The following is a 13,927-nucleotide window of genomic DNA, read 5'->3' as shown; positions in this document are numbered from 1 at the left end:
TTACTCCTGAGTCGCTGCCAGGTGCCGGGCAAGCTTGTAGTTGCCCTTGGCATTAGCGTACTGAGGGTCATCAACCACGATGGACTGCGCGCGGCCGATTTCGACACCTTTCAGGTCATCCCGGAGCATTTCGGTGGTGCCGCCGGCGAATAGCACGCGGCGCAATTCGTCACGGCGCCGGGAGACGATCTTCTCAACACGAGGGACGATTTCGTTCACGATGGCGCGCGTTTCGATGGCGACGATGTCGCGAATGTTTTCCTCGCTGTTACCAATCTTCAGTCTCGAACCGTTTTCACGGATTGCCTGCTCAACAGCATACAAAGGCGGTGTGCGCATCAACCCCATGCGATCCTTCACGGTATTGGCAACACGCTCGTACAGGTGAAGCGCGCCGACCTCGAACGAATCAGAGTTGCCGCCGAAGACCAGAACCCCGTTTTCAAACAGCGCGAGGTCCGTGGTGTTGCCACCGATATCGACCACAACGTCCAGGCCCTCAGGCTCAACCTGAAACATCCCCTCCTCGTCCATCATGTAGTCGAGGTAAACAGCGACCCCTTCCGCCGTGCCATTGAGATTGGCGAAAACCGATCCACCCCGGGGCAATTGCAACCCTTCGCGCCCGGCTGACAGTACGGACGCTGGCTGTCGCCAAGCCTTCACCCGGGCCTTGATAAGATCGGAATTGACTTCCCCGCGGGAGTTGTAAAAAACATTGAGTGGCATGCCGAAAACTGCATCGACCTCGGCGTTTGAAAGATCGCCGAACTCCTGCACCAGGATCGCCAGCACGAGTGCAGCGTTCATGTCGGAGCTGTAGTAGCTGCCGAAGCGAGTATCGAGAGGTGACTCGACCCGCGGGCCAACCGCATAAACACTGCTGCCGACCTGAATGACGATTTCGTCAGGACCCTTTGTCGCGCCGCCCAGACTGATACCGACCTGTGGTTTGGTGGAAACTGTGCTGCGGATGGAGATTTTCCGTCCGTTGCCGGCGTAAAGCTTGGCGTGGTTGCAACCGATATCTGCACCCACCGTAATCTTCTGAATCATGCTTTCTCTCCACAAAAATAGAATCGTATCGGCTTTATCTTTTTGTTTTACCGTCGCACTCTCGAATGCAAACAAATCTTAGCCGTTTGCTGCGATCAGCACAACTGCGAAGACGCAGGAATAAGATTTATATGAAAGAAAATTTTTGTTGGTTATAGAATCGAATAGTTATGCAGAAAGCGCCGGAGTGAGCTCAGTCGATGAGTAGGCAAAAAAAACCCCGCTCAAGGCGGGGTTTTCTCTTAAACGACTGGATCAGTTGTCGAAGCCTGGCGCATTGTCAAACTGATCCGGCTCTGGCAGTGGCTGCGGCTGAGGATCAACAGACTTGTCAGCAGGCTTGGCCGCATCGATACCGGCTTCCTTCAACAGATCTTCGCTGTAGGCCGGCGCCGGGAACTTCTCGGACGGGACCAGGAGCGGGTCGAAACGATCTTTCGGGGTCACGGACAGGTGGCTGATGTAGTTGAACTCGTCGGAAGGAGCTCGACGGATGTAGCATTCAGCGGCATAGACCTGCTTGTCGTCCTGGAAACGCTTGGCCAAGGCCACGTAGTTGGCCCCGCGCGGCGAGTTCATCATTTTCTTCGACATCTCGATCGACATGACCGGAATCATTTCGATGACACCTTGGCCGGCCGCGGCCATTTCCAGCATCTTGGTCAGGCGCGTGTTTTTCTTCAGACCTTCGACGACCTGCGCACCATTCTCGGCGCGCTTGACCTTTTCGCCGTCCACTTCAACTTCCGCAACACCCTGGCGGATCGAAGTGAAATCGATGACTTCACCGGCTTCGCTCATCAGACGGACGATCGGGCGGGCACGGGAACGATCAGATGCGCATTTGTCGGCCAGCGCCGCGACTGCGCCAGGGAACTGCTCGGGAGTCAGAGTCAGTGGCTTACCCAGGCGATCCAGCGCACCCCAGTTGGTTTCTTTGGTGCCTTCCACGTTGGTGCCGGCGCGGTACATCGCGTTACCGATGGAGAGCTCATTGCGGCTATGACCGAAGAACTCAGCCCAGCGAGCGATACCTGTGGTTGGCTCACCTTCTGTCTCAGGCTCGCGCACCCAGACGGTGCTGAACAGAATCATTCCGCCGACGGGGACGTAGTGATTGCTCTTTTCTTTGGAGAAGGAGAGGAGGTCATTGCGTTTGGTGTTTTCGGCCGCGTCACCAGAAGTGGTCAGAATTACGGAGTAAGGCTTTCCGTTCAGATCACGACCGATGACAGTGTCGATGTCTTTACTGCCCTCGGAAGCCACATAGGCCTCGACCTGCAGCATCAGGCTTTGTTCGGGTTTGTTTTTCTCTTGGCTTTTGCGCTTGAACATGACGTGCTCCTGGGACTTGGCTGGCGTTAATGCCATCGACACAAACCATAGACACACGTCAATAATTTTTCAAGCATATTTTACTATCGACACTCATTTAGTAAAATTAAAGCCAGTTCATGATCCTGCCCACGCCATTTACCTGCGCGCCTTGACCTGGATGAAAGCCCAGCGCAACAAGTATCTGTCCTACGGATTGGTCAGTCATCGACAGCGGGTGATTCCATAACCCGGCAGGGACGTGGTTAAACGCGCCATGCCGGTCAACCAGGGCCGCTACGGACGCTGCAATGACATGAGTTTTTTCGTCAGCAGCTTCCAGGCTGATCATTGGCCAGTCGGTTCCGACGTCGTCACCGCGCAGTTGCCAGGCTGTGTCCAGTGTCATGGCTTCCATTTCAACGATCGAGGAAGGCACGGCGATCTCCGCGCTCGCGAATCCGAGCAACTGGCGAACCTGGTCCCAATCCAACACGTTTCCTTTAACCAATTTCATTGTTGCTCCTCCTTTTCACCCGTTGTGCTGGCTTGGCCAGTTGTTTTCAGTGAGTCCGTCATCTTGCCTTTGAGATCAGAAAGCGCACCGCGAAGTGAGTTGGCCGAAAAATTCTTTGGCACCGGGCTTTCTGGGTAGGTGTTGTTTGGGTCATCCGGCATAGCGTTTTTGACGGCCGTGTTCGCACTTAAGCGCGCTTCCGGTAACGTGCCTGACCACTGGGAATCACTGCCGGTCTGCTGCATCTGTTTCACTTCTTGCATCACCGCAGCACTGAGGGCGGTTCGTGAAATCATGGCTTGCGTTGCTGTATCCGGCGCGTGATCGTCCATGCTGAATGAAAAATCTGCAGGGTGGATCAGCGGTTGGTCTTCCTTCATTTTCACTTCAGCCTGCGGCGCGGGCGCAACACTGATAGGCAACTCCGGCAGCAGCGATTCATCGAAGGTAAAAAGCGGCTGCGAAGGCGCGACAGTCGGCTGCTGCAAAAGCGCTTTCTCAAGCAAGTCCAGGGAGTCTGATTTTGCAAAATCGACCTTGCCGTCACCTGCATCCACCGTCGTCGCCGGCGGGGCAGTTTTCGCAGGTTGTGACGCAGTGGCCACGACCGGCTTCGATTGAACCGGCTGAGGGTAAGCCAATCCAGGTGTCCCTTTTCGATCACCTTTGAAAATCTGCTCAGCTGCTTTCTGCATGGAACTAAAGAGCTCGCCACCACGAGTCTGGCTGCCCTCGATTGCATTTTTGCACCACAGATGAAACTCATCGCCGAGGTCGATAACAGCGGGTTCAGTGGTTGGCAGGTACGTCTTTACCGCGCCCTGGATTTTGTCCAGATGTTTACGCATTGCGATAAGTCGTTCAGCGTCTTCTACGACACCGCTTACCCCAACAGGGGTCCTCATCCGGACGAAACTGTTCACCTGCGACTGCGAACTTTGCTGGATGGCTGGGTAGAACATCTTCACCTTGGTCCAGAGTTTTCCGCCAAAGTAGATGTGCGCCATACCTGGATCTTGCGACGCCATTTGGTCAATGCGAGCACGGTCTACTTCCTGCACTTGAAGCGCATCCACCGACTGGAAATTCGTTCGCATGTCAGGGCGGCCGCCATTAGGTCGATCTCCCCAGGTGCCAGCAACCGACACAAGTTTCTTCCCGCACGTATCGACCAGCAGCTTGACGGTGTTCACATCGAAAGTTTTCAAGAAAATTTTCGTACTGGTGTTGGCGTTCACCCGATCCGCTTCGACCTCGGAGCCCTTCTTGAAACTGGCCCAGTCTTGACCGCTAAAGCAGGCAAAAACGCCCATGGATCGGATTTGAGCTACGACATCGCCGAAGCCCTCCACGCAATAGCTTCCGTATTCATCAAGGAACAGGCCGTAAGGAATCTGCTTGCCGATCGGGCGGCCATCAATCAGGATTTTCTTCAGACCGGTGAGCTGGCCACCGCCGATGATTGGCAGCATTGCGTTACGCATGCTGGTCACTACCATCCGGCCGAGTTGCTTCAGGGACTCAGGAGACTTTTCCAGGGCCGGGAGCATGATGTAGACGGTGCGGCGCTGGTTAATTACATCGATCCAGTCGATCTCCGAAATGTCAGTGCCAGTGATGTACCCGTAGGTCCCCGATAACAGCGACAGCACCCGGGTGAACTGCATCTGCAGGAAGCCCAACTGCTCGGACATCCGGCCCATCGACGTTTCTTTCGCCTGAGGCTGGGTTGCTTTCTGCCAGGCTGAATACCCTGGCAAATCATTCAGGAACAGCTGCGCTTCATCCCGCACGCGCTGTGAATAGATCATGTTCTGAGGAAGCTCAATCAGCTTTTGCAGCGTCATGCGCCGACGCAGGTCATCGGCAACGATTGTCTCACTGCGCAGATCTCGGTCTTCGCAAGCGGCACGGATGATCAAGCCGAACAACGCTTCGGCACGACCACGCCACATGTCGTCATTGCCGCCGCCGGAGCCGCCCCCCATCATGGAAGAGACCATTTCCGACAAACTGTCCGCGGAAGCGATCTCGAAAATGTTCGTTGTGTTCGAACGTTTGGTGTTCGCTCCGCCAGACGTCAGGTAGTTGATCACCAGTAACTGGCGTTCGAGACCAAAGTGGCGGGCAAGCGTGTAGAGCATGAACCAAGTGGTGATGTCGGCCTTGCCGTCACAAAAAATTCCGCCCGACCCCTGGGCCATAAGTTGGGCAATCATTCCCAAGATGGCCTGGGTCTTGCCGCTCCCTGTGGTTCCGATCAGGAGCAGGTGTCTAACCAGCAGGTCCATGGAGGACCAGATCTGTGCCCCGCCATTGTCCATGTCGGAGCCCAAAAGCATAATGCCGTCCCCCATCATTTCCTTGGGGTCCTTCAGGAACAGCAGGTTGCCCAGGATGGGAACGTGCTTGAGCGGCGTAACCTTTTTCACCACGCCAAAAATGTCCCTCACCACTGGGGCTTGCTGCAGCTTGAACAACTTCTTGTGCAGCGGGGTCGCTTTACAAACGAAGGACGGCCTCGATAACGGCCATGCGTGTTCCTGGCGGGTCGCCGCGAAGGCGCCGAATGCACTCACACCAATACTGGCGGAAATCTCAAAAAAACCAGGCGCAGCCAGCGCCAAGAGCCCCGTCCCCATCATCAAGGGGGGAGCGTACTCCTGGATGGCGTAATTCATCCGCTCAGCAGCGGTGAGGTTCTCTCGAATATAGCGGTTGTAATCGAGCTCTTTCGCCGCGTCGCTATGACGGTTGTTCGGCTTGGTTGCCAGTGCCATGTTGCCCCCTTAAAGCCACGGATCGAAGGATGCCCAAATGTCGTCGCTTTCGACCCAAGGGCGTTCGTAGGGGTCTTTGCGTAGAGCTTCTTCCAGCCACGCTGCGGCCCATCGGCCGCCGGCATCGAGTTCTGGTTTCATCGTTCCTTTGGAGGTGTTGTAAATTTCAACTTCATGCCGGAACTGGCCCATGATTCCGGAGCCGGCGACAAAGCTGGTCCTGCGTCCACAGCTGCAGACAGCATCAAAAAAGGCGACATCCTGATAGCGCAAGAATGACAGCGGGCCAAATTCGACGATCATGAGTCTGCCCATCATTCGAATCAGGCCGATGATTACCGTCTTTTCGTATAGGTGCCCTTTCGTGGCGGCGATCGCGGCGTTCTCGCGATCTTGTGGCGGGATTTGCTTGATCAAAGTGTTCCAGGCGCGGCCGTACTTGCCCTTTTCCAATGCCTCGATCGTCGTGAAAAGTGGACCCAGCGTCAGATTGAAAACCGCCGCGGCTTTCTCGGTTTCGAAGCGAACCAACTGTTTTTTGTCATCAACCTCGCAGAGGTTGTAAATCTCTGCCATACGCCATGGTGTAAGGGGAGCCTGTAGCGCGATCTTTCCACCAAACAGATCCATCTTGCTGGCATCAACCACATCGTTCATCCACTCTCGCCCGGGCATTTGTTTGATCAACTGAACGATGCTAGGAATCCCTACGACGACCCTGAACATCTGTGGATCCTGCATGCGAGAGTGCTTGAAACACCGGTAGCCGGCGTAGATCAAAATGGGACTGAAAATAAGCGTCGTGAACCTGTGAACATAGTCCCCATAGCGCTTCGCTTCGACGTAGCCCATCGCTTTCAATTGCGCCGGCTGCAGACTGGCCAAGTACTCGGGGATCTTGTGAACGGTAACTGGATCACGTTTGAGCAACGGCATGAGTTGCTGGCCGATCTCTGTAGTGGCCAACCATCCCCAAACTTGCGAGACGGGGACGATCAACCATTGCCAGATTCCGAGAATACGATCTGAGAAATGATAAAGAAGGAATATGAGTGCTGCGAAAGCAATCAGCACAGAAATTGCCCCCGCGTCATCGCTACCATTATTGCCGTTCATGGGTGTGTTCTCGGAACTGGAGTTCAGGGATTGGGGCTGGATTCTTGATCGAGCTGGCTATCGAGCAATTGCTGCATCGTGGCGGCCATTTCAATGCACAGAGTCATCGCTTCGGAGACCCGACGGAAAAAATCGTCTAGCGGCCAGATCTTCAGTCGTTCAACTTCAATGCGAAATTTTTCCGGGTCACCGCTCAAGGCGGAGAACTTGCGTGTGGCAGCCATAATTTCCCCATCCCACAACACGGGATAAAACCCTGCGCACACCTGGATCAACGATTGAATTTGCGGCGCTTGATTTTGGCTGCGCATGCGAGCCGCTTGATCAACAACGAGCTTGGCCATGTGCCCCGTGATTTCCTTGCACAGATCGACCGCATCGTGCCCAAGACAAGCCTTGTCACGCATCGCCAAAATCACTTGGGCCGAAGCAGCCACCGCGCTGCTCAGTCGCTCCGCAGAATCATCACCTGGGCGAACTACTTCCTGACTGAGTTCGGAAACCAATTTCATGCCACTGGCGACAGCGTGTTCGGCCAGGGCAGCCAAATCGGCGGCGGTGAGCGTGCTGCCGTCCCGCCAATGCGCAGCGATGAGCCCAACAATCTCACGAACGATAATGTGTCGGCTGAACGGTGCGCGCTCTGGGTTTTCCAGCAACCGTTTCTGGATCCGGTCACACAGGTCGATCGTGCGAAACAGGAGCGTCGATTGTGCCTTCACAATCTGCTCACTGGTAACGCCTTCACCCAACCCAGGGCGGTGGAGAGAAGCAAGCATCAATGGCTCGACCAGTTGCAGACTGACTAGTTTGCGTTGGCCTGTAGATGAATCGTCTGCGCTTGGAAGTCTTTCATCGCGCAGGAGCATAACCAGCCTCCGGTGCGAGATCTCGCTGAGCAGCAGGTGAACGTAGCCAGGCGCCATTCATCAAGTTGATCGCCCAATGCCCCGCTGCATCTGGGGAAATCATCTGGCCTGGTTCAGCGAAAGCAACCTCAGGACAGGCTTTCATAACGGCTTCGATAGCATCAGCGCGCCATGCGCCGTTATCCACCAGTTTGCTCTTTGCATAGCGCAGGGCGAGCAGTACCAGGGCTGGAGGAGCCAAGGCTGTATCCCCTGCACCACTTGGTACAACAGTCAGCCCTTTATCAGACTTTTGAAAGCCGTCTGAAATGGCATTGGCCTCGACCAATAATTGGCAGGTGCTGTTGACGAGATAGGCAAGCAATACCGAGTTACCGGATCGCACGCGCATGTCCAATGCCCAGGGTTGTCCGCCGCTAGTCATCATGCAGAGGTCTGCAAAGTTCGAATAATTTCGTTCCATCAAGTTGGACTCCCCAGCCTTTGTTTCATGACCGACACCCAAAATTTCCTACGGTCCAGTTCCAGCGACTCTGGCGCTTTAGCTGGATTGAGATCCTGCATGCGACGGTGGACCAATCGAACATCAGCAAACAAAGTTTCTCTTTTCGAGTACTCCTCGTTGCTCATGCTCGAAAGAATTTCAGCAACGTCGTTCAGTTCAGAGGACCCAAAAACGCGCTCGGCGGCGCCGATGCAATTGGTCAGGTACTCTTCGAAGTTGTAGGCCCACTGGACGTACGTCGGCTTTGCGTTTTGATGGGCACAGATCCAATCGTAAAATCGAGTTGCCTGGTTCAAAAACGCCTGAGGGGGTAGGGGTTTGCTTCGGTCCGTCGAGATTCCCACATACCCCAGTTCGTAAACGCCTGCGAGCCCGATGTGGTGACAGCGGTGACACCAGGCACACAAAGTGATGATGTTGGCCGGATTGTTGTTGGTGTGGTCATCATCTTTATGATGACCCTCCTGATAACGGTCAGCCTGCCAACTGCACTCCTGGCATGTTGAATGGTCACGACTGATGGCTTTGCTGCGGGCGTCGAGGTACACCTTGTCATTGTGAATTTCCTCTTCACGCCAGTTACCGCGTTTAACCCCTAGCAACAAAGCCATCGTCGTCAGTCCTCATACGCCAGGGAGCAAAGTCGCGCCGCCCATACCGAGCATGGAAGGCAGAAAGTAGGCGCCGACACCCGCAATGGCGTAACCAGCGGTTTTGGCAGGCTTGGCTTCAGGGTCATTGCCTTTTTGAACTTTCGACCAGTTGTCCCAGCCCTTATAAGCGAAGAAGATGCCCGCGATCTGACTGACGTTCAGCAGCAACAACGGGAGGCCAGAGATGTTGCTGTTCAGGTTAGTGATGCTCTCACCCAATTGGGCGGAGGTGTTTGCTCCGATTGGGTTTGATGTTGTTGCCTCAGCCATGCCAGCCACCAACATCGAGCCGACGGCCATTTGGGTTTTCCAGTACAGATCGGAAGACAACGCTTTAAAGTTTTTCATCTTGAGCTCCAGGTTATGTCATCAAACCCAACATCAAATCGGCGTCATACAAGAGCCGACCAAAGTCAGGAATCATTGGGACCGTGTTGTGCACGATCGCGAAAAAGTAGCGGGAGTGATAGGCAATGACTCCGGCCAAAAAATGAGAGGCGACGGCGCCCATATTGTCCTGCTGGCCAGCGCCTCGTCCTGAGACGACCCGCGCATAAATCAGCATGGATTTCACGGCGTAATAGATACCGAAAATGGTCACCAACGATTCGGCCAACGCGCCAATAGCGGTGACCATTGCTGCGCTACTCCCGCTCGAACCAGAGGACCCGCCACCGATGGCCCCGCCGTTCAACAACGGATCAGCGAATGTCGGCATGACAAAAAAACAAAGCACAATCAGAAGGCCGAGTGACATAAGTGCACGGCTTTCTCGGTTAGCGGTATTCACGGCCATTTACGGATGCTCCAGTTGCTGAAACGTTGCTGATGGACATGCCAGCGATTTTCTGCCCTGAACTGACTTCGTAAACGTTGCCGCCGATGATCATGTGGGCATGCCAATTGTCCTGGACCAAAAACGACCCCAGGTATTGGACGTCTGCTTTGGGGGCTTCGGCAGCAGGAGCCGCCGGCTTGGTCGAAACAACCTTCTGGACAGGTTTCTCAACCGGTGTTTTTGGCTTTACGATCGGCGCGACGGCTGTCTTCGTAGGTTCTGCTGGTCTCGACTTCGGCTGGTTTTTTTCCGCTTCCAAAGCACGGTGTTTCCAGTCGTCGCGCTCCTTGCTCACCAGTGCCAGTTGTTCTTTGACGGCGTTCAACTCAATTGACGTAGGTGACGACGGCTCGACCGGGAGCGCAGCTTCCTTCGGCGCAACAACTGATGCCGGTGGAAGAGTCGCGGGGGCAGCTACTTCGGCATTGATCGGCGCTTTCACATCCGATGGTTGAGTACTGGAAGCGAACAGCTTGTCGTCATCACTGCTGCCGTTGAAGAGTTCGTCGCCGGCACTTTTAGCTGCGGCTGCATCGAGGGCGGCCCCAGCGTCTGTTGCACCTAAGTGTGAGACGTTGTCAGCCCCAGCCTGAAGGTTCTGGATAGCCGCTTCATAGGGCGCAACTTGTGTAATAGGGGCTGTCGCTGCGGCGGTGGTTTCAGCTTTATGTTTTTTGTACTGGTTCCATCCGATTACGGCGAGTACCAGGACACCGATAATCAATTTCGGCTTGTGCTTTTCAAAGAACGAAATCGGTTTATTGCGACTTTCCGCCGCCACCGCCTCACTCGAAGGGCTCACTGGGGGAAGTGCTTCAGTGAAACCGACATGCTCTGGATCGGCTTGAACGAGTGTGAGTTCATCCAGGCTCATCGCAGGGGTGTGACGAACAAACTCAGGTTCGTTGATCGAGGAATAAGTCGAATCAAGCGGTGCTACTGACAGGGAAGCAGGCGCTACATGAGGATCCGTCGTAGACGGCGAATGGCTGTCGCCAATCGTCGGCATGGGCGGTAAGTCGGCCAGCATGTCAGCGCTCGAAACTGGAACAGGGGCTTCTGCAGACGATGGCGCGCTGTTGATGAGCAAATCATCAACACTCAGCATATCTGCCGCAGGAGGGAGCACGAGCTCATTCATATCCCCAGTAGCGTGCTCATCGTCCTTGGTGCGACGCTCGCTTCGGGGGAGGTCTTCAAAAAACTGCTCTGTCATTTCAAATGTCCTCAGCGAGCATCAGGCCGATGATTTGCATTGGTGGAACTTTGGCTTGAGGTTTGATTTCCCCTGCCATTTTTTGGGCTTCTTTCAGTAGAGGCTCAGTGGCTTTACCTGCTGCATAAATGGCCAGATCGCTGCCGGACAGTTTGTCCTGAGTTGAAGTGGTGCCACCGTTCGACACGACGGTGGTGCCGCCGCGGCTTAAGCCATCTGCGTACGCAGCAGGGAATGCAACAAGAAAAAGTGCGCCGGCCCGCTGGATATAGCGGCCGTTGAATTCGGCTTTGACGTTAGGCATCTGGTCGGCCCCGACCGCGACCATCTTGATGGGGATGGACTCCTTGTCGAGTTGGACGGCGAAACACTCAAGGTTGAGATATTCACGACTTGGCCAGGTGAAGTTGCACAGAGCCTTGCGACCTGCAAACGGGCCTTGTTCGATGTCCGCTTGAATCGTCCCGGGACGATCGGTGTCGGCACCACCAGGTAATACTGCGGTCCAGACGGTTCCCATCGGATAACCAAGCTTGGTCGAAGATTTGCCGGTGCCACCCAGCCCGGTTCGCGACGATGAATCCAGACCGTCGACAAGGGCCTCATCCAGTTTTTTCTGATCGAGAACGTGCGCCGTGGAGACCACCCGGGCAGGGCCATCAACGCGCTCTGATATACGGGCCAACTGGATGGCCAAAGCTTTTTCCATCGCGTCAGCACGCTTCTGATCGGCCTGAGCTTGCTGTGCATTCGCGGTCTTGTTTGATTGACCATCACCAGCTGGAGGCTGCGGTGGCAATGGAGGCTTAGGCGCGGCATCAACCTTTGGTGCAAGCGGCGCTGTCGGTCCAGCCAGAGGCGGCACATACGTGCCATTGCTCTGCTTGGCCTCTTCCAGTGCTGCGACCTCGACCTTGCCATCCAAACCTTGGACGCGAGGATCATTACCTGCTCGCCCCTCACCCTTTGCCGGCGGAGCAACGTTAACGATGGTGTTTGGTGTAGCTGCTGTTGTCTGACGGGCCTTGCCATAGGCGTACACGCCAACTCCTACCGCCAGTGCGAGAGCAATCAACAGCGCCGGCCGGTTGTTAGCCAACGACGACGCCACCCCACTCCAGGACTGCTTGCTACGCAGCCCTTCGTCAGCTGGCTGCTCTGTCCGATCCATGTCTTCCAGAGTTTGAGATTCACCCAGCGTACTTATGGTGGGCTCTGATTTTTCCGCCATCGTTTATCGCTCCAAAAATATGCACAGAAATATATCAGCGCAATTCCTTTAGCACAAGGAAATGGCCTCTCATGCAGTGGTTGTTGACGTGTTTTGATCCATCAGATAGCCTCCGGTCCAACAGGCTCGGTTGGCTTATACTATTATTGTATTGTCATACTATATAAAATATATATGGTTTACCATTGTATTGTCATAGTATTATAGTCTCGAAAGCATCACATAGGCTTTCATTCTGAACGGTTTTAGGCTTAGCTTGATTCCGAATCGCATTGCCCAGAATTGAGTCGCATAGCTATGCGAATGAACGCCAGATCAATTTCCTCAAGTGATCCCCTCTTCCCAGGGATCAAATCGCTTCGCACGGTTTTAACGACGACTGAAGAGCCGACGGGCCCTATCAGGCGCTTTCTGCTGCGCGAAAAAGCGAGGGTATGCCGGTCATGGCGATAACTTGAGATTCAAGGACAAACAATGCTTAACAATGCAAAGAATGAGGTGGGTTAATGGCTATTCCGGCGTTGGGCGTCGTCATCCTCGATGACAAGCGGTATCCCGCGACCTCTGCGGGCTATGCAGTAACGGCCGAGGGCGGCCGTCGGATCAATCGACTTTCAGACCTGGCGTCCGGAGTGGTCTGGTACACCAGTGTTGGATACGTCGAGTTCAAAAGGGGGCAGCTCTACAAGCAGTCGAACCTGCGTGGTGATCAGCTGCTGCGTTGCAGCATGTCCAGCATCATTCATGAGATCGGCCTCGAATACGCACCGATACCGGAACAGGCTGAAGCTGTATTCAAGGTGTTCCAGGAAATTGCGGGCTACCTGGAAGCGAATCTGGGCTGGAACGGCAAGGTGTTTGGCAGGCTTGATTGGTATCTGAACAACTTCCTGGGTATCGCCGCCCGCCAAACAGCTGGGTCACCCCTCATTACCGCTGCTCGGAATGCGCACGAGTACATGACCCCCGCGATGGTCCAGTCCAACCCCGATGCGACATCCCGGACCTACATCGCCCCGCGAATCCCATATCTGCAGGCGTTGATGACTTTGCCTGTTCCTCATCTGCGAGCTGACTGGACCTATCAGCCATTGTCCGGTCAAGCCGACAGCAACAGGTTGGTCACCGAAGGCGGGTTGGGATCTTTTTTCGAGGTCAGCATCAGCGATATCGACCCAGACCTCGCTGTAGTCGCGCCGTTTGCTGCTCGGCAGTCCACTGACTCTGATCCGCGAGTGTGGTGCGCGCTGCCGGAGGCAATGTTCTATGCGGATCGGTCGAACCTGGTGGTGCGGGGTGTATGGAAGCCAAGCCGCGTGGAAAGCCTTGGCGAACAACTCGCCGCAGCTTCCAACGGAATGAAACTGGTCCCGGATTGTGACTTCTCATATTCCGCTGGGCTTATCGCGGAGTCCTTGCTCTACGCCATTCTGGGAACAACATCGGGCGACAAGCCTGCCACAGGCAGGGAGCCGGTAGCCGCTTACGTCGCCGCGCATGATCGCCTGATGATGATTCGTCACGCCCAAAAGGTGTACGACGCGGGCTACACGCCGATGTCCAGCGCCTGCGGCGGACGCCTGGTGGTGTCCCTTCCCGCTATGGCCATCGCTGATCTGGACAGCCTTTGCCAGGAGATGGGGTTAGAGGCGCCCATGACCGGCTCATGACTGCTGAGTAACACCGCGTCATGCGAGGTAGGTTTGTCGTCATGCGAGGTGGGTTGCCTGGACTCGGGACTGTCGCATTGGACTCTGGGCAGGCATTTTGAGTGGTGGTTCGGCCCCCCACCCTGCCCCCTCCGTACCTGGCTCAAGAGGGTTGAGTCGCTG

The 13,927-nt window shown here is 55.2% G+C and carries 13 protein-coding genes; 1 reads left to right on the top strand and 12 read right to left on the bottom strand.

The annotated features are described in order from the left end of the window. From AC1Q6D_RS26490 to AC1Q6D_RS26435, 12 genes are all read right to left on the bottom strand, one after another. The gene (locus AC1Q6D_RS26490) at positions 1-1,056 is read right to left on the bottom strand and encodes a ParM/StbA family protein (protein WP_102595620.1); all 1,056 of its coding nucleotides are present in this window, start codon (positions 1,054-1,056) and stop codon (positions 1-3) included. Positions 1,057-1,311: 255 nt separating this feature from the next. After that, complete coding sequence (locus AC1Q6D_RS26485) at positions 1,312-2,391, bottom strand: hypothetical protein (RefSeq protein ID WP_102595680.1); 1,080 nt, start codon at positions 2,389-2,391, stop codon at positions 1,312-1,314. Between the two features lie 106 nt (positions 2,392-2,497). Continuing rightward, positions 2,498-2,887, bottom strand: coding sequence for a hypothetical protein (locus AC1Q6D_RS26480; protein WP_102595679.1), 390 nt, complete (start codon positions 2,885-2,887; stop codon positions 2,498-2,500). After that, entirely contained in the window at positions 2,884-5,667 is a 2,784-nt protein-coding gene (locus AC1Q6D_RS26475; RefSeq protein WP_102595678.1) for a type IV secretory system conjugative DNA transfer family protein, read from the bottom strand. Before AC1Q6D_RS26475 ends, AC1Q6D_RS26480 begins: the two co-directional genes overlap by 4 nt. Before the next feature lie 9 nt (positions 5,668-5,676). Continuing rightward, positions 5,677-6,783, bottom strand: coding sequence for a hypothetical protein (locus AC1Q6D_RS26470; protein ID WP_102595677.1), 1,107 nt, complete (start codon positions 6,781-6,783; stop codon positions 5,677-5,679). Between the two features lie 23 nt (positions 6,784-6,806). Continuing rightward, the gene (locus AC1Q6D_RS26465; protein WP_102616852.1) at positions 6,807-7,652 is read right to left on the bottom strand and encodes a hypothetical protein; all 846 of its coding nucleotides are present in this window, start codon (positions 7,650-7,652) and stop codon (positions 6,807-6,809) included. Continuing rightward, positions 7,636-8,115, bottom strand: a complete 480-nt coding sequence (locus tag AC1Q6D_RS26460; RefSeq protein ID WP_102595675.1) for a hypothetical protein — start codon at positions 8,113-8,115, stop codon at positions 7,636-7,638. The genes AC1Q6D_RS26465 and AC1Q6D_RS26460 overlap by 17 nt, the downstream gene beginning before the upstream one ends. Next, on the bottom strand, positions 8,115-8,768 hold the full coding sequence (locus AC1Q6D_RS26455) for an HNH endonuclease (protein ID WP_102595674.1): 654 nt from the start codon (positions 8,766-8,768) through the stop codon (positions 8,115-8,117). Before AC1Q6D_RS26455 ends, AC1Q6D_RS26460 begins: the two co-directional genes overlap by 1 nt. Before the next feature lie 12 nt (positions 8,769-8,780). Further along, a complete protein-coding gene (locus AC1Q6D_RS26450) occupies positions 8,781-9,158 on the bottom strand; it encodes a hypothetical protein (protein WP_102595673.1) in 378 nt (125 codons plus the stop codon). Between the two features lie 13 nt (positions 9,159-9,171). After that, complete coding sequence (locus tag AC1Q6D_RS26445; protein ID WP_102664761.1) at positions 9,172-9,606, bottom strand: hypothetical protein; 435 nt, start codon at positions 9,604-9,606, stop codon at positions 9,172-9,174. Continuing rightward, positions 9,587-10,864 (bottom strand): hypothetical protein, encoded by a 1,278-nt coding sequence (locus AC1Q6D_RS26440; RefSeq protein ID WP_102595671.1) that lies wholly within the window; start codon positions 10,862-10,864, stop codon positions 9,587-9,589. Before AC1Q6D_RS26440 ends, AC1Q6D_RS26445 begins: the two co-directional genes overlap by 20 nt. Before the next feature lies 1 nt (position 10,865). After that, positions 10,866-12,095 (bottom strand): TraB/TrbI/VirB10 family type IV secretion system protein, encoded by a 1,230-nt coding sequence (locus AC1Q6D_RS26435; RefSeq protein ID WP_102595670.1) that lies wholly within the window; start codon positions 12,093-12,095, stop codon positions 10,866-10,868. Between the two features lie 506 nt (positions 12,096-12,601). On the opposite strand from AC1Q6D_RS26435, the gene AC1Q6D_RS26430 reads away from it, so the two are divergent. Then, positions 12,602-13,765 carry a transposase gene (locus AC1Q6D_RS26430; RefSeq protein ID WP_102595669.1) on the top strand — a complete coding sequence of 388 codons (1,164 nt, stop codon included), beginning with the start codon at positions 12,602-12,604 and terminating at the stop codon, positions 13,763-13,765. Positions 13,766-13,927 lie beyond the last annotated feature (162 nt).

The organism is Pseudomonas sp. MT92 (genome assembly GCF_058792515.1).
This window is presented reverse-complemented; position numbering and strand designations above follow the sequence as displayed.

Bases quoted from the DNA above. Each gene is read 5' to 3' on its own strand.
- AC1Q6D_RS26490 (WP_102595620.1), bottom strand. From the start codon at position 1,056: ATGATTCAGAAGATTACGGTGGGTGCAGATATCGGTTGCAACCACGCC.
- AC1Q6D_RS26485 (WP_102595680.1), bottom strand. From the start codon at position 2,391: ATGTTCAAGCGCAAAAGCCAAGAGAAAAACAAACCCGAACAAAGCCTG.
- AC1Q6D_RS26480 (WP_102595679.1), bottom strand. From the start codon at position 2,887: ATGAAATTGGTTAAAGGAAACGTGTTGGATTGGGACCAGGTTCGCCAG.
- AC1Q6D_RS26475 (WP_102595678.1), bottom strand. From the start codon at position 5,667: ATGGCACTGGCAACCAAGCCGAACAACCGTCATAGCGACGCGGCGAAA.
- AC1Q6D_RS26470 (WP_102595677.1), bottom strand. From the start codon at position 6,783: ATGAACGGCAATAATGGTAGCGATGACGCGGGGGCAATTTCTGTGCTG.
- AC1Q6D_RS26465 (WP_102616852.1), bottom strand. From the start codon at position 7,652: ATGCTCCTGCGCGATGAAAGACTTCCAAGCGCAGACGATTCATCTACA.
- AC1Q6D_RS26460 (WP_102595675.1), bottom strand. From the start codon at position 8,115: ATGGAACGAAATTATTCGAACTTTGCAGACCTCTGCATGATGACTAGC.
- AC1Q6D_RS26455 (WP_102595674.1), bottom strand. From the start codon at position 8,768: ATGGCTTTGTTGCTAGGGGTTAAACGCGGTAACTGGCGTGAAGAGGAA.
- AC1Q6D_RS26450 (WP_102595673.1), bottom strand. From the start codon at position 9,158: ATGAAAAACTTTAAAGCGTTGTCTTCCGATCTGTACTGGAAAACCCAA.
- AC1Q6D_RS26445 (WP_102664761.1), bottom strand. From the start codon at position 9,606: ATGGCCGTGAATACCGCTAACCGAGAAAGCCGTGCACTTATGTCACTC.
- AC1Q6D_RS26440 (WP_102595671.1), bottom strand. From the start codon at position 10,864: ATGACAGAGCAGTTTTTTGAAGACCTCCCCCGAAGCGAGCGTCGCACC.
- AC1Q6D_RS26435 (WP_102595670.1), bottom strand. From the start codon at position 12,095: ATGGCGGAAAAATCAGAGCCCACCATAAGTACGCTGGGTGAATCTCAA.
- AC1Q6D_RS26430 (WP_102595669.1), top strand. From the start codon at position 12,602: ATGGCTATTCCGGCGTTGGGCGTCGTCATCCTCGATGACAAGCGGTAT.